20 protein-coding genes are annotated in these 19,330 nt (G+C 63.0%); 12 read left to right on the top strand and 8 right to left on the bottom strand.

Going from position 1 to position 19,330, the window contains the following annotated elements:
• Positions 1-49 precede the first annotated feature (49 nt).
• The 4 genes from ISP20_RS19605 to ISP20_RS19590 all read left to right on the top strand — a co-directional run bounded on the left by ISP20_RS19605 (position 50) and on the right by ISP20_RS19590 (position 3,273).
• Entirely contained in the window at positions 50-715 is a 666-nt protein-coding gene (locus tag ISP20_RS19605; RefSeq protein ID WP_204637830.1) for a glutathione S-transferase family protein, read from the top strand.
• A gap of 246 nt (positions 716-961) precedes the next feature.
• Positions 962-1,381, top strand: a complete 420-nt coding sequence (locus ISP20_RS19600) for a hypothetical protein (RefSeq protein WP_204637829.1) — start codon at positions 962-964, stop codon at positions 1,379-1,381.
• Between the two features lie 79 nt (positions 1,382-1,460).
• Positions 1,461-2,906: a DUF1254 domain-containing protein gene (locus tag ISP20_RS19595; protein WP_338031035.1), complete on the top strand. Its 1,446-nt coding sequence runs from the start codon at positions 1,461-1,463 to the stop codon at positions 2,904-2,906.
• A 97-nt stretch (positions 2,907-3,003) separates the two neighbouring features.
• Positions 3,004-3,273, top strand: a complete 270-nt coding sequence (locus ISP20_RS19590) for a hypothetical protein (protein ID WP_204637828.1) — start codon at positions 3,004-3,006, stop codon at positions 3,271-3,273.
• 33 nt (positions 3,274-3,306) lie between these two features.
• Here the strand turns inward: ISP20_RS19590 and ISP20_RS19585 are convergent, their stop codons facing one another.
• The 4 genes from ISP20_RS19585 to ISP20_RS19570 all read right to left on the bottom strand — a co-directional run bounded on the left by ISP20_RS19585 (position 3,307) and on the right by ISP20_RS19570 (position 7,462).
• Entirely contained in the window at positions 3,307-3,507 is a 201-nt protein-coding gene (locus ISP20_RS19585) for a hypothetical protein (RefSeq protein ID WP_204637827.1), read from the bottom strand.
• A gap of 66 nt (positions 3,508-3,573) precedes the next feature.
• Positions 3,574-5,811 carry a xanthine dehydrogenase family protein molybdopterin-binding subunit gene (locus ISP20_RS19580; protein ID WP_204637826.1) on the bottom strand — a complete coding sequence of 746 codons (2,238 nt, stop codon included), beginning with the start codon at positions 5,809-5,811 and terminating at the stop codon, positions 3,574-3,576.
• Between the two features lie 14 nt (positions 5,812-5,825).
• Complete coding sequence (locus ISP20_RS19575) at positions 5,826-6,830, bottom strand: FAD binding domain-containing protein (RefSeq protein ID WP_204637880.1); 1,005 nt, start codon at positions 6,828-6,830, stop codon at positions 5,826-5,828.
• An 8-nt stretch (positions 6,831-6,838) separates the two neighbouring features.
• The gene (locus ISP20_RS19570; RefSeq protein ID WP_204637825.1) at positions 6,839-7,462 is read right to left on the bottom strand and encodes a 2Fe-2S iron-sulfur cluster-binding protein; all 624 of its coding nucleotides are present in this window, start codon (positions 7,460-7,462) and stop codon (positions 6,839-6,841) included.
• A 223-nt stretch (positions 7,463-7,685) separates the two neighbouring features.
• On the opposite strand from ISP20_RS19570, the gene ISP20_RS19565 reads away from it, so the two are divergent.
• Entirely contained in the window at positions 7,686-7,874 is a 189-nt protein-coding gene (locus tag ISP20_RS19565) for a hypothetical protein (RefSeq protein ID WP_204637824.1), read from the top strand.
• A gap of 48 nt (positions 7,875-7,922) precedes the next feature.
• Here the strand turns inward: ISP20_RS19565 and ISP20_RS19560 are convergent, their stop codons facing one another.
• Positions 7,923-8,441: a hypothetical protein gene (locus ISP20_RS19560; protein WP_204637823.1), complete on the bottom strand. Its 519-nt coding sequence runs from the start codon at positions 8,439-8,441 to the stop codon at positions 7,923-7,925.
• A gap of 18 nt (positions 8,442-8,459) precedes the next feature.
• Entirely contained in the window at positions 8,460-8,837 is a 378-nt protein-coding gene (locus ISP20_RS19555) for a BON domain-containing protein (protein WP_204637822.1), read from the bottom strand.
• Between the two features lie 406 nt (positions 8,838-9,243).
• Here ISP20_RS19555 and ISP20_RS19550 point away from each other — a divergent pair, with 406 nt between their 5' ends.
• Both ISP20_RS19550 and ISP20_RS19545 read left to right on the top strand, forming a co-directional pair.
• Complete coding sequence (locus ISP20_RS19550) at positions 9,244-9,975, top strand: response regulator transcription factor (RefSeq protein WP_204637821.1); 732 nt, start codon at positions 9,244-9,246, stop codon at positions 9,973-9,975.
• A 39-nt stretch (positions 9,976-10,014) separates the two neighbouring features.
• Complete coding sequence (locus ISP20_RS19545) at positions 10,015-10,167, top strand: hypothetical protein (RefSeq protein WP_204637820.1); 153 nt, start codon at positions 10,015-10,017, stop codon at positions 10,165-10,167.
• A gap of 16 nt (positions 10,168-10,183) precedes the next feature.
• Here the strand turns inward: ISP20_RS19545 and ISP20_RS19540 are convergent, their stop codons facing one another.
• Positions 10,184-10,969 (bottom strand): GAF domain-containing protein, encoded by a 786-nt coding sequence (locus tag ISP20_RS19540; protein ID WP_204637819.1) that lies wholly within the window; start codon positions 10,967-10,969, stop codon positions 10,184-10,186.
• On the opposite strand from ISP20_RS19540, the gene ISP20_RS19535 reads away from it, so the two are divergent.
• The 5 genes from ISP20_RS19535 (at position 10,968) to ISP20_RS19515 (ending at position 18,539) form a co-directional block, all read left to right on the top strand.
• Positions 10,968-11,447: a hypothetical protein gene (locus ISP20_RS19535; protein WP_204637818.1), complete on the top strand. Its 480-nt coding sequence runs from the start codon at positions 10,968-10,970 to the stop codon at positions 11,445-11,447. The two genes, ISP20_RS19540 and ISP20_RS19535, sit on opposite strands and share 2 nt — an antisense overlap.
• A gap of 8 nt (positions 11,448-11,455) precedes the next feature.
• Positions 11,456-11,875, top strand: a complete 420-nt coding sequence (locus tag ISP20_RS19530; protein WP_204637817.1) for a hypothetical protein — start codon at positions 11,456-11,458, stop codon at positions 11,873-11,875.
• A 104-nt stretch (positions 11,876-11,979) separates the two neighbouring features.
• Positions 11,980-14,625, top strand: a complete 2,646-nt coding sequence (locus tag ISP20_RS19525; protein WP_239536189.1) for a beta-mannosidase — start codon at positions 11,980-11,982, stop codon at positions 14,623-14,625.
• Between the two features lie 29 nt (positions 14,626-14,654).
• Positions 14,655-16,058, top strand: a complete 1,404-nt coding sequence (locus ISP20_RS19520) for a glycoside hydrolase family 125 protein (RefSeq protein ID WP_239536195.1) — start codon at positions 14,655-14,657, stop codon at positions 16,056-16,058.
• A gap of 63 nt (positions 16,059-16,121) precedes the next feature.
• Positions 16,122-18,539, top strand: coding sequence for a GH92 family glycosyl hydrolase (locus tag ISP20_RS19515; protein ID WP_204637816.1), 2,418 nt, complete (start codon positions 16,122-16,124; stop codon positions 18,537-18,539).
• A 329-nt stretch (positions 18,540-18,868) separates the two neighbouring features.
• Here ISP20_RS19515 and ISP20_RS19510 read toward each other — a convergent pair.
• Positions 18,869-19,330, bottom strand: a 462-nt coding sequence (locus tag ISP20_RS19510; RefSeq protein WP_204637815.1) for a formylglycine-generating enzyme family protein, incomplete at its 5' end; no start/stop codon positions are given.

Raw genomic sequence — 19,330 nt, 5'->3', positions numbered from 1 at the left:
GTGCGCGAGTCCTGTGTCGATTGGCACACCATGCGATGGAAGAGCAGTCATGATTCTCTACTCCGGCACCAAGAACGCATCCAGTTGGTCGTTCCGCGCCTGGCTCGCGCTCAAGGAGGCGGGCCTGCGCTTCGACCTCAAGAGCGTCGATCTCACCGAACCCGCCAGGGGGGATGCCCTCGCGGCGGTCGCCCGCTTCTCGCCATCGGCATCCGTCCCCGCACTGATGGTTGATGACGTGGTCATCTTCGATTCGATGGCGATCATGGAATACGCCAATGATCGGGTCGGTGGAGACCTTCTTCCCAAGGAGAGCAAGGCCAGAGCGGTGGCCCGCTCCCTGCTCGCATGGCAGCACAGCGGAGTCACGGGCCTGTGCCCAGCACTTTCTTTTGAAAGCGTCTTCTATGAGAACAAGCGGGATCCCACGGCCGAAGAAACAGCCGACGCCAAGCGTCTTCTTGCCGCATGGTGCGACTGCCTGCGTCGCTCGGGCGGTCCTTACCTGATGGGCTCGCTTTCTCTCGCGGATCTGGCCTTCGTGCCTACGATCATGCGCATATTCAGCCATGTCGCGGTTCCCACGCGCTGGGCCGAAGCGGCCACCTGGATGGACCTGCTTCTTCAACGAACGTCGGTCGTCGAATGGATGGAGGATGCCAGACGGCTGGATCCGGTCTACTTGCCTGATTACCGGGATGGCGGGAGAGTTTGATCGTGTGCCGCCAGCCCTGGGTGCCGAACCATTAACGCCACGAACCGACGGTTTACACACGCCCCTGACAGCTCATCGGAAACTATGCGGCTGCGACTCGGCCGAAAGTCCGTTCTACCCAGGCTGGATTCTCCGACCGGGCAAGGGCATCGACGTCAGTCGCAGCGGGGCAGCGGCCGTACTCCCATTCGGACTCACTGCCCCGCTTCATGTGTGCCGAACCTCCCTCTCCCTCAGGACCATCACATGCGACGCAAGCAGAAGAGCGCCTTCAACGGAACCAATCCGATGATGGTGTGGTGGAACCTGGCTGCTCGCTCGGCGGAGATGCTGACCGCATCGGCCGAAGTGGTGGCTCGACGAAGCGTCCAGATGAGCCGCATGGGCCATTCGCCTTCCGCCAGGGATCGAAGCGAACTGGTCGGCATGGTCACGGAGAAGGTAGCGGCGACTCAGCAATCGGCCACCGCCATGTTCTTCACCGCAAGTTCGACCGCCGCACATGCCTGGTTGACCCCGTGGTGGCTCTACAACGGTCGAGGAAGCCGAAAAAGCGCTGCCGCCGTCACCGATTCGGCCGCCAGGATTCTCACCGCGGGAATGCAGCCGTATCGGCAGCGTGCGATCAGCAACGCCAAGCGATTGCGGAAACGTAAAACTACTTAGTACCGCCGCGTGATTCTTCGGATGCGCAGGCCATTTCCCCAGAACATCCTTTGGCTATCGCATGCAAAGGAGATCGCCTGTGAAAGCACGTCAAACCGCCATTTCCATGGCCGTTGCGCTCGCTGCGTGCCTGTCGCTCAGTCCTTCGCGTGCCGCCGATTCCCCTGATTCCCGCGGCAATAGCAGCCAGCAGGAACTGATCCAGCGAAACATCGAGCGCCGGTCCGTCGACGCCTTCGTATGGGGCATGCCTGCCGTCAATTTCCAGCTGATGCTCGATGCGTTCGAAAAGCTGGGCGGCGGAGGCAACCAGGTCATTTATTGGTCCAGGCCGCTCAACTGGAAGAACCAGACGCTCACGCCCAATCCCGACACCATTTACTTCACGCCGTTCTACGACACGCGCAATGGGCCGGTCGTGCTGGAGATTCCCGCTGCCGGCGAGGGGTCGATTACCGGAAGCATTGACGATGGATGGCAAAATCCATTGGAGGACGTCGGCCCTGCCGGCCTGGACAAGGGCAGCGGCGGCAAGTACCTGATCCTGCCTCCCGGTTTCAAGGACAAGGTGCCGGATGGCTATTTCGCCCTGCGCTCGCCCACCTATCGCGGCTTTGCAATCCTGCGTTCCAACCTGAGCAGCGGCAGCGATGCCGACATCGCCAAAGCCGTGGCATACGGGAAACGCATTCGCTTCTATCCCCTTCCGCACGAAAGCTCGTCGGCCGCAGGAGAAACGCATTTCGTGGATGCGTTCGACAAGCCGTACGACTCGACCATTCCCTACGATTCGCGCTTCTTCGACGCACTCAATCGCTTCGTGCAGATCGAACCATGGCTCGAACGCGACAAGGCCATGATCGATCCGCTGGCTTCGCTGGGCATCGCCAAAGGCAAGCAGGACGGAGCGCTGGCGGCCAACAAGGCCAGCTTCGATCGCTTGGGTCCGGAGGCGAGGCGTTTGATTCAACTTTGGACGGAGCAAGCCTTCGTGCCTCCCTTCAACGAAGGCATGCACTGGGCACTGCCCGTGCCGGCCAGTTTTCCGGGCGACATGGCCGACCATTTTGCCAACCCGAACCGGTATCCCATCGATAGTCGAGCCGTTGCCTATGCCCTCGCCTACTTTTCCGCGAAACATCTGGGTGCGGGTCAGTTCTACCTGGTGACCATCAACGACAAGAACGGCAACCCACTGAATGGCGCAATGGCCTATCGCCTGCACGTGCCGGCCAACCCGCCCGTCAAGCTCTACTGGTCGGTCACGGCTTACGATCACGATACGCATGCACTTATCAAGGACATGCGCTGGCCAAGCCGGGGGTCGAACACGCCCGGCTTGCAGAAGAATGCCGATGGATCGATCGATATCTACTTTGCGCCGGCTGCGCCTTCGGGCAAGGAAAGCAACTGGGTGCCGACCGATCCGCACGGGGAGTTCGAGCTGTTGTTCCGTCTCTATGGCCCGGAGAAATCGTTCTTCGACAAATCATGGAAGCTGCCGGATCTGGAGCTGATCAAATAGAGCGCAACCCCATCGAAATGATCCGAAGCCCCGTTTGGGCAGCAGCCAGCTCCGCGCTCATACGCTAAGGGCACTGCCATGACTTGAGGTGTCGCTCATGACTGCGGATGCGAAGACCCCGCTCGAACACGTTCAGGACACGCTGGCGCAACTCAAGGAGATACGCCACTACGCGAAGAACAACGTGGAGAATCTCACGGCCCAGTGGCTGCTGTTCGATGGTGAGCTGAAGAAGCTCAAGCAGGCCGCGCCGATCGAGGCGCTGATGACGCGCCAGAGCGAATTGCACGACGCGCTCAACGAGCAGATCGACGCGCTCGAGGAGCTGGTCGTGGAGCTGCAGCCTCCGCCCGAAGACGCGCCCTAGGTTTTCGGCACGCTTCGACCGATGCGCGCAACGTCAGCCCGTCGGCTCGCCGACGCTGGCGTTGAGCGCGGAGGCGATAGCCGCGTCGCCGCTGGCAAGATCCTTCCAGAGAAGCTCCACGCCGTTTCGATGCCCACGAGGCGTCAGCTTGAGACCCGTCGAATCGAGCACCAGCGTGTACGACTTGCCATCGATGGTGACTTCCCGGCGTAGCGGTTTGTCGAGCGGCGTCATGAGTGACTCCTTCAGTGGGTGATGGGGAACTGTCCGGCGACCTCGCCATGGATACCGGCATGCGCTTCAGCCGTTACGGCTTTCGCTCAGGAGATCCTCGATGCGGATCGGCAGGTCGCGCACGCGCACGCCGGTGGCATGGTAGGCGGCGTTCGCGATGGCGGCGGCAATGCCGGCCAGGCCGATCTCGCCGATGCCACGCACGCCCATGGCGTTGACCTTGGTATCGGGATAGTCGAGAAAGATCACCTGCATGTCCGGCGGCATATCCGCATGGCTGGTCATGATGTAGTCGGCCAGGTTGCTGTTCACCGCCATGCCAGTACGCGGCTCGTAATGGGTTTCTTCGAACATCGCCATGCCGATGCCCATGACCACGGCACCCTCGATCTGGTTCTGGCCGGTGAGCGGATTGACGATGCGCCCCGCATCGATCACGGTCAGCACGCGTTGAACGCGCAGCCGTGCAAGCTCGGGCTGCCACTTCACTTCCACGAAATGGGCGCCGAACGAATGGGTGGAATGGGTTTTCTTCTTCTGCCCGAAGGTGCCTTCCGCCTTGCCGTGACCCTCGACGTGGCCCGTCTTCGCCTCTTGCAGGAGCTCGGAGAAAGAGACGCCGGATGACGGATCCTGATCACGGCGGTGGATGCGGCCCCGGGTAAACGCAAGCTGGTCAGCCTTGGCGCCATTGAACCGCTTGCCCTCCTCCGCGGCGATCTGCACCAGCTGTCCGCCCGCTTGTTCGATGGCCTGGATAAGCACGGGAACCATCGAACCGGTCGCCATCGACCCGCCCGACCACGGCCCCGGCGGCAGGCTGCTGTCGCCAATGACGACCTTGACCTTCTCGACGTCCACACCTGCCAGTCCCGCTGCCATTTGCGCAATGACGGTATAGGTGCCCGTGCCGATATCCTGCGTCGCACTGGCCACGCGCACGGAACCATCGGCTTGCAGCGTAACGGCCACCTCCGCGGCGAATCGCTCGGCGATCCAGCTGCAGGCGGCGACACCCCAGCCGAGAATCGCATCGCCGTCGCGCATCGAGCCCACTTTCGCTTGACGGCGCGACCAGCCGAAAACTTCCGCACCTCGGGTGAGGCATTCCTTGAGGTGCCGCGAGGAGAACGGGATGTTTTCCTTCTCGTCGATCTGCGGCTCGTTGTGCAGTCGCAACGCAATCGGATCCATGTTCAACGCCACCGCGAGTTCGTCCATGGCCGATTCCAGCGCGTACAAGCCGGGCACGGCGCCCGGTCCGCGCATGGACGTGGCCGGGCCCACCGAGCGCTCCGCATAGGCGCTGGTGACACGCAGATCAGGAGTGCTGTACATGAAGCCCGTGGCCTCGCCGCAGTCCTCCTTGTACTCGGCCAGTGACGCGCGCTGATAGAGATAGTCCTGTCGCAGCGAGGTCAACTTGCCGGAGGCGTCGGCGCCCAGCCGAATGCGCTGCTGGGTGCTCGGGCGATGCCCGACGTTGTGGAACATCATCTGCCGATCCACCACCAGCTTGACCGGGCGCTTCAGGTCGCGCGCCGCGGCGGCAGCCAGCAATGCCTGTGTCCACGGCCACAGCTTGCCGCCGAAACCGGAGCCGAGATATTCGGTGATGACCCGCACGCTGTCGGTCGGCACGCCAAGCATCTGCGCCATGACAGCACGAAAATTCATCACCGCCTGCGTGGTTTCGTAGAGCGTGAACCGCGTGCCATCCCACAACGCCACGCTGGCATGCAACTCGATGGGATTATGTGTTTCGACGGGCGTGCTGTAGGTATGGTCGACCTTGACGGCAGCCTTCTCGTAAGAAGCATCGGGATCGCCGCGCTCGGTTTCCGTTTCCGGCGGCTTGTCGCTGTCGAGACGGGCGGACACCAGTGGCGCCTGAACGTTGGTGTAGCGGACCTGCACGGCACGAGCCGCCGCCGTGGCCTGTTCGAACGTGTCGGCAATCACCAGCGCCACGTATTGGCCGTAGTAGCGCACTTCATCGTCGTCCAGGGGCGGCCTGGCTTCATCGATCTTCGCCTTGCTTGCCTTGGACACCCGGTAGAACTTGCCGATGTTCTGCCGCGTATAGATCTTGCGCACGCCCGCCATCGCTTCCGCGGCCGCCGTATCGATGGCCGCAATGTGCGCCCTCGCCACGGTGGCGCATACCGGCACGGCGTAGACCATCTCAGGAAAGGAGAAATCCGAGGCATATCGTGCGGAGCCACTGACCTTGAGCGGCCCATCGATACGGCGAAGCGGCTTGCCGACGACCGGAAGATCCACGTAGCTGCTGGCTTCATTCATTTCGGCCCATCCCATCATGCGGTCGTGGTGACATCGCCCAGTGCCTTGAGCAGGCAACGTCGCGCGAGCTCCAGCTTGAATTGATTGCCGGGATGCGGCTTTGCATCCGCAAGGAATGCCTGGGCGGCCTTCTGAAACACAGCCGGTCCCGGAGCGCTGTCCCGCAATACCTGTTCCGCCGCGGCCGATCGCCATGGCCGCGTTCCCACGCCGCCCATGGCGATCGCGGCGTCACGGATGCGCCCTCCTTCGAGCCCCACCACAATGGCGACCGAGGCCAGGGCAAATTCGTAGGAAGCGCGATCCCGCAGCTTCAGATACAACGACTTTGCCTGAGGCTGCGCGCGGGCAAGGCGGACGTGGGTAATGAGATCGCCGGGCTCCATCACCGTTTCCCGTTGGGGCGTGTCGCCAGGCAACAGGAAGAAATCGGCCAGCGGCACGTCGCGCTTGCCTTTGGGGCCCTGGATGGCGACGGTGGCGCCCAGGGCCATCAGCGCCACATTCATGTCGGAAGGATTGGTGGCGATGCAATGCTCGCTGCCACCCAGAATGGCGAGATTGCGGTGGTAACCCTCCAGCGCGGCGCATCCGCTGCCCGGCGAACGTTTGTTGCAGGCGCTGTGCACGTCGCGAAAATAGACGCAGCGCGTGCGCTGAAGCAGATTGCCGCTGGTGGTGGCCATATTGCGCAACTGACCGGAGGCACCCGACAGCAACGCCTGCGACAGCACCGGATACGCCTGGCGGATCTGCGGATGATTGGCCAGATCGGCATTGCGCACCAGCGCGCCGATCCGGTAGCCGCCGTCCGCATCGCGCTCGATGGTCGACAGCGGAAGCCGGTTGATGTCGATCACCTGCACGGGACGTTCGACATCGAGCTTCATCAGGTCGATCAGGGTCGTGCCGCCGGCGACGAAACGGATCTCGGCGCCCTGCTGCGCCGTCGATGCCCGCGCGCTGGTTTCGATGGCGTGGTCAATGCTTTTTGCGCGTGTATAAGTGAATGCCTGCATGCGGATACCTAGGCCGACTTGACCTGTTTGATGGCTGCCAGGATGTTCTTGTACGCGCCACAGCGGCAGATGTTTCCGCTCATGGCTTCGCGGATGCTGGCGTCGTCGCCACCCCAGGGTTCTTTCAATACGGCAACGGCGGACATGATCTGGCCCGACGTGCAATAACCGCATTGATAACCGTCGTGATCGACGAAGGCCTGCTGCATGGGATGCAAGGCACCCGGCTGACCCAGGCCCTCGATGGTGGTGATCGTGTCGCCATCGTGCATCGCCGCCAGGCTCAAACAGACGTTGACGCGGCGACCGTTGACGTGAACCGTGCAGGCGCCGCATTGCCCATGGTCGCAGCCCTTCTTGGTGCCGGTCAGCTGAAGGTGATCGCGCAACGCATCCAGCAGCGTTGTCCGGTTATCGACGGACAAGGTTTTCTGCTGGCCGTTCACCAGCATACTGACCGATGTCTGGGCGGCCCCACGCGACCCCGCCGCAGCCGACGGTCCGGGGCCGGTGGCAGCATGCAAGTGAAACGAGGCCAGGCCCGATGACACACCCGCGACACTGATCATCTGCAGGAAGTTTCGCCGGGTGAATGGCACGCCGGCAAATCGTTTTGTCGTGTCATCGGTCATGCGTACGCCGCCTGCGAGGTGTCCCTCGCGCATTGCAAGCCATGAGAGGTTAGTGTCGCGTACACAGAGGGCGAAGACGGCGTCTGGTCGAGGTCACGCCGGTCATTGACAAGCAGGCGTGTCGACACATCCGTCACAAGCGGCATAACACAAGGCGTGCACCTGCATCACCTGACCGGGCGGAGCATGAACCTACGACCTCCCGCCCAAACGAGCACGCGCCATGTCCAGCAAAGACCGCAAAGACCTTCCTCATCCGCACGATGCGCAGACCGAGCAGACGGAAACCGCAGCCGAACGGGAAGCTCGCAAGCAGAAGGAATCGGACAATCATCAGGAGGCACTGGAGGAAACCTTTCCCGCCAGCGACCCCGTCTCGCCGTTCATTCCGGCCAAGGCACCGAAGGATTGACATGCCGTGCGACCACCCGGCCCTGGCCAGGTGGTCGCACTCCCGACATCAGGCCGGCTTGGCCTCGGAGGCGCTGGAAATATCCTTGGCGTCGTGGTGCTTGAAAATGTCCTTGGCCAGCGTGCGCTGCTCGGACGTCTCGACATGTACCGAGATAAGGATATTGCCCTCGCGGATTTTCGCGTCGTAACGCTTGGCCTCGTATTCGGGCATGCCCAATCCTACCAGGCCGCCGATGACACCACCGGCCGCACCGCCAACCGCGGCGCCGCTCAACGCGGCCATGATGGGACCCGCGGCGATGAACGGCCCAAGCCCGGGAATCGCCAGGGCGCCAATGCCCGCCAACCATCCCAGCGCAGCACCGACACCGAGACCGGCAACGCCGCCCGTGGCGGCACCTTCTGGCGCCTTGGTGTTGTGCTCATGGGCGAAATCCTTGCTGCCGCGCTTGTCGGGCAGCAGCGCCGAAATCGCATCGCTGGTGAAGCCCTGTTGCTTCAGGTTGAGCACGATGCTTTCGGCCTGATCGACGGTCGTGGCAATGCAGTAAACGGAATCTTTCATGACAGCCTCCGCAGGCGTTTAGGGTTTGATCTCAAGTTCGTTCGTCACCTGGGAAACGCCGGCCACGGAACGGGCAATGGATTCCACTCGCGATTTTTCGTCCTCGCTCTTGACGGGCCCGCGCAGCGTCACCGAACCGCCGCTCGCCATCAGCTTGACATTGTGAGCGAGCGTCGACAGCGATGAATCCTTGGTAAGCGCGCGCCGCACCGCCGCCGCCAGCTTGACGTCGCTGGCATCGTTGGATTGCGATGAACTGGTTGGCGTATCGCCGGACCGATCACGCGCATTGACCGCCGTATTGTCGGCCGCGTGCCCCGTTGAAGTCGCCGCAGGCGGCGTGGCTTGCGGCGCAGCCATCGCTGCCAGCGGCAGTGCCGCCATGACGGCGATCAAGGTCGTACATGCTGAAGATTTCACGGGACACCTCGCCATTCGGTTTCGTCGAACGGATGCTAGGCCGATGCCGTGAACCACCTGTGCAACCGATGCCTGACTCGCATGAAGACAGGCACCGCGTTACGTCGCGCTTCAGGGGCCGGGTCCAGTGAAGCGTCTGCAACGCAGCGCAAGCGCCGAGGTGTAAAACGAAACGCGGGCCAGTGCGCATCAGGGCGCCATACATTTGACGGTCTCCATGTCATCGCCAGCCGCAGTAACGCGTCAGCGCGCGACCACGGGTTGCCCATGGGCCTGAATTTCCCGCCCCGATAGCCCTAGGCTTGGTCGCCTTAGGAAATATTTCACACGGAGGTCATAGTGATTGGCGCACTTAGTGTCTGCTCGTACGAACAAGGCAACCATGTCTCCTGACCGGCCCAAGATACGCAACGCAGGCTTCGTCCTGATCGTTGAAGACAACGTCGAACTCGCGCAGTCCGTCGGGATCTATCTCGACCAGCGTGGCTATGCGGTGGACTACGCGCACGACGGCATGACCGGGTTGCGACTGGCCGCCGACCAGAAATACGACGTCGTCATTCTCGACAAGGGCTTGCCCGGGCTGGATGGAATGACGGTCTGCCGCCGCTTGCGCACGGAACACCGAAGCACCACGCCGATCGTCATGCTCACGGGCCATACCAGCCTGGAAGACAAGCTTCAGGCCCTCGATGGCGGCGCAGACGATTACATCTGCAAGCCGTTCGATCTGCGCGAGCTTGGCGCCCGGCTCAGCGTGCTGATTCGCCGCGATCAAGGCAAGACCGTGCAAGGCATTCTCGCCGTGGGCGACCTGACCTTCGATACCGGCACGCTGGAAGTCACCCGCGCGGGCCAGCCGATCGAGATCGGCCCGGTTCCGTTGCGGATACTCGAGTTCCTGATGCGGGAGTCGCCCAAGGTGGTGTCGCGGGAGCGCATTGAACGGCAGGTGTGGGGCGAGTCGCTGCCGGATTCGGACACCTTGCGTTCGCATCTGTACATTCTGCGCCGGGCGATCGACAAACCTTTTGCCTACCCGTTGCTGCATACGCTGCCCTATGTCGGCTACCGGCTGGTCGACATGCGCGCGGTCGAGGCCGAGGTCACCTGATCCCGTGCCGTTGTCGCACACCGCGAGATGCCAGAGCCCATGAACCTATCGCGCCGAGCCGCCTTGATCGCCTTCATCGTCGCGCTCCTGCTCATCCTTGCCGTGGGCGGCTATCGCGCTGCCACGCATCAAGAAGTGCGACCGGATACGGGCCCTGCGCCGTCGGCGTCGACGTCGACGCCGCCGCGCTGAGCCGAACAGGCATGGCTTACTCGCTGTACGAAGCGCCTGCCATCCGCGCATCGATTTCCGCAGCGATGGCGCGGGCGAAATTCTCGACGATGGCGACCGTGGCTTGGTCCAGGTATCTCGGCTGGGGATCGACCGCGCACAGGGTTCCGAAAAATTGCCCGTTTGCCCGGTAGATCGGCACCGAGATGTAGCTCTCGAAACCGTACAACGCCGGCGTCGGGTGTTTCGAAAATTGCGGATGCGCGCTCGCGTGACTGAATGTCACGGTGCGGCCATGCTCGCGAATCTCGTTGCAGATGGTCGTCTCCAGTACCAGGTCCTGTCCGGCGCGCAGTCCGAAATGGATCGTGTCGTGGACCGCGCATGCCGTCCATCGCGTATCGGAAACCCGTGCCACGGTGGCGAAGCGCATGCCGGTTTCGCGCGACACGGCTTCGAGGATGGCCGCCACGCCCGGCAGGTGGGCCACCAGGTTGACGTCGCGCGTGGCCGCTGCATGCTCGGCGGCCGTCGAGGTAAAGCCCGGCGCGAAGCGTTCCAGCACGCGCCGCTGCAGGCTGATGCGCGACACGCGATGCACGAAATCGCGCAGGTCGGCGGTCACGCTGCGCAACTGCGACGCGTCGCCGGTGACCACCAGTTGCCGCGCATCGATACGCACGTCGAGCAAACCGTGCCGCGCCTTGAAATCCGACACTTCGGCGGCGAACGCTTCAATCCAGTAGTGGTCCGGTGGTCCGCTGAGGAAAGCGATCATCAGCGGACCTGCCCCGCTATCGCCGCCTGGCAACGGCGAGGGCATGTCGAATCCCGACACGGAAGGCGGCCACACATACTCGGAAGTGGTGCTGTCGGAGTGCATGAATTTTCGATTCCCCGGGCGCATCGCGCGCTTGGAGTATGCGCCAAGTCAAACGAGAGGAAACACCTTGCCCAACGGCTGCGCGCCTGAGCGAATCCACGCCGTCGCCGTGCACGCCGAGGCAAGTGTGTCAAAGACGCAACAGTCGCCGGTGCGTTGCAGCAATGCGTTTCCTTGGCTCAACGACGGCGCCATGGATACCTCGTGTGTCACGAAACCCCAGTCCCCGCTTGAGCTGTCGCTCGCGCCTGGCTCGCAGGCGCGCCCACCCTCTCCTTTAAATCGATTCAAGTCGAGCACTCGTATATTGCACTGCAATATTTTTGATCGATATTTTCCTGATGAAAATCAGCATATTAAGCTTGCCGGGAATTTTTTAGATCGTGAGAAATTTCCTGTTGACAAGGCCGTCAACTGACTTCAAGAATGAAGACCATTGGCGCCGCCTCAGGCGCTGCCAACTCACTGGCTCCGCGCCCCGTTGATGGCGACGAACCAGACCGCAGTCGCGAGGCAGCGCTGCTCGTTTCGGCCCGAAAGAGTCGATGGAAGGTGCGCGTGCTCACGTCAGCCCGCCTTCTGCGGCACGTTGGACCGATTGTTGTTGCAGGGGAGAATGGTTTGACCCATCGCGAAAGCGCACTTCGGACGGGCATGGCCTGGGCGCTGAAGCGCCGGTTGCCAGATGGCCACGCGGCGGCCTGTCGCTGGCATTCGCCGCACGTCGCCCGGTTCGCGCCACTGGCGTCCTCGCGGATCGCCGGCATCTTCCGCCAGCGTGATGCGTCTCTCGGTTATCGGTTCCACGGTCGCAGTTACATGCTCACCCTGAGCTTCACGTTGTAAGACCCTCCCACTTCCGGGCGCTCTCGTAGCGCCCGTTTTTTTGGAGGCTTTTCTTCTTTATTTCGCCCTGGGCGAAAAAGGTTCTTCAGCACGATGCGGAGCGTATGGCCTTGTCATCCCTGACCCGTCTTTCCGTTGGCCTGCTGGCCGCCGTCGCCTTCGCGCCTGCGTCCGTCCTGGCCGCCGCCACGGCGACGCCGCTCGATAATGGCTGGCAGTTCCGCCTGCTGCCCGAGTCGGCGCAGGCCTCGCAGCATGCGGACCTCACCAGCTGGACTCCCGCTCACGTGCCCGGCAGCGTGCAGACCGATCTGCTGACCACCGGCAACATCGGCGATCCGTTCTACCGCGACAACGAAGCGCAACTGCAGTGGATCGGCCTGGCCGATTGGGATTACCAGCTGACCTTCAACGTCGACGCCGGCACGCTGAAACAGGATCACGTCGACCTGGTATTCGACGGCGTGGACACGTTCGCCGACATCGTCGTCAACGACAAGCCGCTGCTGAAGACCGGCAACATGTTCCGCCGCTGGCGCATCCCGGTGAAGCATGTGCTGCACGCCGGCAACAATACGCTGCTGGTGCGCCTGCACTCGCCCATCGCCAAGCTGCAGCCCTGGCTGTTGATGCAATCGTATGCCCTGCCCGGCGAGTTCGACTCGGCGTTCGGCGACGAGCCCAAGGGCAAGCAAACCTCCAACTACGTACGCAAGGCCAACTACCAGTACGGCTGGGACTGGGGTCCGCGCTTCGTCACCATCGGCATCTGGCAACCGGTGCGGCTGGAAAGCTGGACCGACGCGCGACTGGACGATTTCCACATCGCCCAGCCGCACGTGGATGCCGATCGCGCCGAACTGGCCGCCGAAGTGTCGCTGCAGGCAGGCAAGGCCGGTGCCGCGCAGGTCATGCTGACGTGGACAGGTCCCGATGGCAGCAACGGCCAGATGGCGAAAGATGTCTCGCTCACCGCGGGCAACAACACCCTGCAGCTGCCGTTGCTGATCGACCATCCGCAGCGTTGGTGGCCGGTAGGCTACGGCCAGCAAAATCTTTACCGCTTCCACGTCGAGGTGAAGCGCGGCAACGATCTACTCGTCAGCGCCGACCGCAACACCGGCCTGCGCAGCGTTCAATTGAACCGCGACAAGGATCCCTGGGGTCGCAGCTTTGCCTTCGTGGTGAACGGCGTGCCGATCTTCGCCAAGGGCGCGGATCTGATTCCCACCGACAGCTTTCCCGAGCGCACCACGCCCGAACAGCTGAAGCAACTGCTCACCTCCACCCGCGACGCCAACATGAACATGCTGCGCATGTGGGGCGGCGGTTATTACCAGAGCGATGCGTTCTACGACCTGGCCGACCAGCTGGGCATCATGATCTGGCAGGACTTCATGTTCGGCGGCGCGATCACGCCGTACGACTCGGCTTTCCTCGGCAATTCGCGCGTCGAGGCCGAGGAGCAGGTGCGCCGCTTGCGCAACCATCCGAGCATCGTGCTGTGGTGCGGCAACAACGAAGTGCAGACCGGCTGGGAATCCTGGCCGGATCGCATCGACTTCCAGAAGTCGATCGCCGCCGACGAACGCCAGCGCATCGAGACCGGCATGCGCGAGTTGTTCAACAACACGCTGCGCAAGGTGGTGAAGGAGAACGATTCCGACGTGCCCTACTGGGCCAGCTCGCCCAGCACGGATTTCGACGGCGAAGCCAACGTGCTCAACGACGGCGACTATCACTACTGGAAGGTGTGGTCGGGCTCCGAGCCGATCGATCACTACCTGGACGTGACGCCGCGCTTCCAGTCCGAATACGGCCTGCAGTCGTTCCCGGTGATGTCGACCATCGAACGCTTCGCCGCGCCCAGCGACATGACGCCGAACTCGCCGGTGATGCGCGCGCACCAGAAGTTCGCCAATGGCAACGGCAACGATCGCCTGCTGCTCTACATCCGTGCGAATTATGGCGAGCCGAAGGATTTCGCTTCGTTCGTGTATCTCAGCCAGCTGATGCAGGCCGAAGGCATCGAACTGGCCGCCGAGCATCTGCGCAGCGCGCGGCCGCAAAGCATGGGCTCGCTGTATTGGCAGCTCAACGATGTGTGGCCGGGGCCGTCGTGGTCCAGCCTCGACTACTTCGGCCGCTGGAAGGCCTTGCAGTACCACGCCAAGCGCTTCTATGCGCCGGTGGATATCGTGCCGATCCGCCGTGACGGACGCACCAGCCTCTATCTCGTCTCCGACCGCACCACGCCGTTCAAGGCCACCGTTCGAACGCACATCATGGACATGGCCGGCAAGTCGCTGAGCGAGACCAGCCAGACGGTCGACGCGACAGCGCAGGCCAGCACCAAGCTCGGCGAGTACACGGATGCCGCGCTGCTGCATGGTGGCCGTGCCGCCAATACCGTGGCTTCGTTCGACGTGATCGAGGACGGCCGTGTCGTCGCGCATCACCTGCTCTACTTCGGCGTCGCCAAGACCCTGGCGCTGCCCCGTCAGCCCGGGCTGCATGCCGAGTGGCGCGATGAGGGCAAGACACTGCGCATCAGCAGCAAGCAGCTCGCGCGCGGCGTGTGGATCGACTTCGGCAAGCTCGACGCCAACCTGTCCGGCAACGCGTTCGACATGCTGCCCGGCGAACACATCGATATTGCGGTCGACAGCACGGCCGACCTGGCAAGCCTCAAGGCCGCGTTGAAGCTGACCTCGCTGGTCGACACGGTACAAGCGGAGACCGCCAAGTGATCACCACCCGCCGCAACCTGCTCAAATGGATGGCGTTGGCCCCGGCCGCCGCCCTGCTTTCCGATGGCGTCATCGCTGCTCCCGGCAAGACCTTCATCAGCCAGCGGCCACCCGTCGGCAAGCGCAAATTCACCAGCGCCGCCGTGGAGAAACTGCTGGCGCAGACCAAGGCGCGGATCGCCGATCCCGAACTGGCCTGGATGTTCGAGAACTGCTTCCCGAACACGCCGGATACCACGGTCAACGTCGGCACTCTGGGCGGCAAGCCCGACACGTTCATCGTCACCGGCGACATCGATGCGATGTGGATGCGCGATTCGTCCGCGCAGGTCTGGCCGTACGTGCAGCTGGCCAAACAGGACAAGGCGCTGCAGCAGCTGTTTCGCGGCCTGATCCATCGGCATGCGCGATGCATCCGCATCGATCCCTACGCGAACGCCTTCATGCCCGATCCCACGGCCAAGTCCAACCTGGACTGGGCCCAGCATGACATTACCGACATGAAGCCCGGCGTGGCCGAGCGGAAATGGGAGATCGATTCGCTGTGCTATCCGATCCGCCTCGCGCACGGCTATTGGAAGGCGACCGGCGACACCACGGCATTCGATGACGACTGGCACGAAGCGATGCGCATCGTGCTCAAGACCTTCCGCGAACAGCAGCGCAAGGATGGCCCGGGCCCCTATCAGTTCCAGCGCACCTCGCCCCGGCCCACCGAATCGCAGTTCCTGCTCGGTTACGGCAATCCGACCAAGCCGGTGGGCATGATCCACGCGATGTTCCGGCCGTCGGACGATGCCACGGTCTATCCGTTCAATATCCCGGGCAACCTGTTTGCAGTGACCAGCCTGCGCCAGTTGGCGGAGATGCTGCGCGCCATTCGGCATGACGAAGCCACGGCAAGCGATTGCGTGGCGTTGGCCGATGAGATCCAGCGCGCTGTCCATGCGCATGGCGTGATCCATGGCGATGCCGGCGACTATTGGGCCTATGAAGTGGATGGCTACGGCAATCAGCTGTTCATGGACGACGCCAACGTCCCCAGCCTGCTCGCCCTGCCTTACCTGGGTGCCTGCACGCAGGACGATGCCCGTTACCAGCGCACGCGCGCACAGGTGTGGAGCGTGCGCAATCCTTATTTCTTCAAGGGCAGCGCGGGCGAAGGCATCGGCGGACCGCACGAGGGCCTGCGCATGATCTGGCCGATGTCGATCATGATGCGCGCCTTCACCACCGGCAACGCCAGCGAGATCGCGCAGTGCCTGGCATGGCTCAAGAGCACGCATGCCGGCACCGGTTTCATGCACGAAGCATTCGACCAGGACGATCCGGCCAAGTACACGCGCGCCTGGTTCGCCTGGGCCAACACCTTGTTCGGTGAACTCATCGTCGAGCTGGCCGATCGTCATCCGGACGTGCTGCGCAAGGCGTAGCACCTTTTCCCCATCGTGATGGCCACCATCGGCGGCCACGTTTCGTTTTCGAAGGAGTCAGACATGGTTACGCGCCGCCGCTTCCTGCAAGGCATGGCCGCACTCAGTGTTCTAGGCAGCGGTGCCCATGCGCTTCCGGCGTTTGCCCGGCCCGTGAAGAAGACCGCGCTGGCGGACGCCGTATCGCGCCATGTCGATGTCTTCGTCGGCACCGGCGGTCACGGCCATACCTATCCCGGTCCCAGCATGCCCTTCGGCATGATGCAGCTGGGCCCGGACACCAACGACTCGCAATGGGACGGCAGCTCCGGCTACCACCAGGGCGATGGCTCGATCATGGGTTTCTCGCACACGCACCTGTCCGGCACCGGCGCCGCCGACATGCTGGACGTGCTGGTCGTTCCCGCCATGGGACCGGTGTTGCTGCAACCGGGCGATCGCGACTACGACGGCGTGAACTATCACTCGCGCTACGACGGCGTGCGTCCCGGCAAGGGCGCCGAGCCGAAGGGCTACAAGACCGGCGTCAAGGGCTATCGCTCGCATTACACCGGCGAGCAGGCACGGCCGGGCTATTACCGCGTGCAGCTCACCGACAGCCACGTGCTCGCCGAGCTCACCGCGACCGAACGCGCCGGCATCCATCGCTACACCTTCCAGCAATCGGGCGAAGCCCACCTGCTGGTCGATTTCGCGCACGGCTTCCATGACGATCCGAAGAAGCCCGCCAAGGTCACCGATGCGCAACTGCAGCTGGTCGGCAACGACACGCTGGTCGGTGGCCGTCGCGTGCACCAGTGGGCCGACGGACGCCATATCTACTTCGCGCTCAAGGTGTCGCGTCCGTTCAAGCGCGCCACGCTGTATTCGGACGACGCCCCGCTGGCCGACGGCGAGACCCAGGCCAAAGGCATCAACCTCAAGGCCGCGCTCCACTACGACAGGCTCAACGATGCGCCGCTGCTGGTGAAGGTGGGCATCTCCGGCGTGGATGTGGAAGGCGCGCTGCGCAATCTCACCACCGAAATTCCCGCATGGGATTTCGACGGCGTGCAGGCCGCGGCCGAAGCGGCGTGGGAAAGCGAACTCAGCCGCATCCGCATCGAATCCTCGTCGGACGACATCAAGCGCACTTTCTACAGCGCGCTCTATCACACCATGCTCGCACCCACCCTGTTCAGCGACGTGGACGGCCGCTATCGCGGCATGGACATGAAGCTGCACCAGCTGCCGCAGGGACAGCACAACTACAGCACCTACTCGCTGTGGGATACCTATCGCGCCGAGCACCCGCTGTTCACGCTGTACCAGAGTGAGCGCGTGCCGGACCTGGTCAACGGCCTCGTGCGCATGGCGCAGGAGAGTCCGGCCGGCCCGCCGGTATGGCCGCTGCAGGGCATCGAAACGGTGTGCATGATCGGCTACCACTCCGCCGTGGTGATTGCCGAAGCCCAGGCCAAGGGCTTCACCGGCATCGACTATGCGGCAGCGTGGCCGGTGTTCCGCCGGCGCGCGATGGAAGACGATTATTTCGGCCTACCCGAATACCGCAAGCGCGGTTACATCCCCAGCGATGTCGAAAGCGAAGCGGTCAGCAAGACGCTCGAATACGCCTATGACGACTGGGTGATGGCGCACTACGCCGAGAACCTCGGCCAGGACGACGATGCCGCCGCGCTGAAGGCGCGTTCGCAGAACTACCGCAACGTGTTCGACAAGAACGTGAACTTCGCGCGCCCGCGTGCCAGCGACGGCTCATGGTTGGAGCCGTTCGATCCGCGTGCCATCGGCCATTCCAAGAAGTGGCGCGACTTCACCGAGTCCAATGCCTGGCAGGCGACCTTCCTCAACCAGCACGACGTGTATACGTACATGATGTTGTTCGGCGGCAGCGACAAGTTCGAGCAGAAGTTGGATCAGCTCTTCACCACCGATTCCGAACTGCCGGCCGATGCGCCGCCGGATATCGCCGGCATGGTCGGCCAGTTTGCGTTCGGCAACGAGCCGGGCCATCACATGCCCTATCTCTACGCCTACACCGGCGCGCATCACAAGACGCAGGCGCGCGTGCGCATGCTGCTGGAAACCATGTACCTGCCCGAACCCGACGGCCTGCCCGGCAACGAGGATTGCGGCCAGATGAGCGCCTGGTACGTGATGAGCGCGCTAGGCCTGTACGCGGTGGATCCGGTGAGCACCAACTACGTGTTCGGCAGCCCGCTGCTGGATCGCGCCGAAGTCCAGCTGGCCGGCGGCAAGCGCCTGGTGGTGCAGACGCAGGGCAACGGCAAGGGCCGCCCGTATATCCAGTCGGTCAGCTGGAACGGCCAGCCGTGGACGAAGAGCTGGATCAGCCACGCCGAGCTGACCGCCGGCGGCACGTTGCTGTTCCAGATGAGCGACAAACCCAACCCGGCGTTCGGCAAGGAACTGGCCGACCGTCCGCCCAGTTTCGGCAAAGCTGCCAGCGAGCAGGCTTGATTTGCCGACCGTCGTCCCATTGGAACCGCCAAGCGGCGCAGGCAATCGCTACCCTGCGATTACTTAGCCGGTGAAGCGCCCCATCCTCCGGCGTGGCTCGATAACGACGCCACGCCTTGGATTATCGGTTGCTGATCCGGTTGATGCGCGCGCGATCAGGGCATCCATGATATGCACGAGTGTTCGTGAACGCTGAACGCCGAGCATGCCCCCGATGACACGCCAAGCAAAGCTTTCATGCATGCCATGGTGAGCCGTGGACAGGCACTGCCCAAACGCGGTCGGTGAGGATGCGCAGCGCATCCTCAATAGTTGGTGGTCTAGCTGCGTCAGCGCCTCAAGGACGTGCTTTGTTGGATGGAGCAGCGGTAGCTGTTGGTGGAGTAGTAGTCCTTACGAACGGGTTGATCGTGATAGCGTTCCGCGGTGTGAGCAGTGCTGGGTGTAGAGCCGGCGGTACTACCCCGAAACACTTTCTCTGAACCTGTCGCAGGGCCTTGGGGATCGTCTATCGGCGAATGCTGGTAATACTCCGGGTCATACCAGTCGTTGACCCACGACACCGCATTGCCACCCATGTCGTACAACCCCAACGGATTGGGCGGGTACCGATCCACCGCATAGGTGTCACCAACGTCTTCGCCACGATAATTGCGACCGCGCTCGATATAACCGTTGTCGGTGGCATACAGCACATGCTTGCCGCGAGAGCGGGCGGCGTACTCGTATTGCGCTTCGGTGGGCAGGTCCACTGGCAAGCCGCTGAGTTCACCAAGCCATACGCAATAGTC

Origin of the sequence: Dyella kyungheensis, assembly GCF_016905005.1 — a bacterium.
GTDB lineage: Bacteria > Pseudomonadota > Gammaproteobacteria > Xanthomonadales > Rhodanobacteraceae > Dyella > Dyella kyungheensis.
The sequence above is the reverse complement of the archived record's forward strand: the minus strand, read 5'-3'. Positions and strand labels throughout refer to the sequence as shown.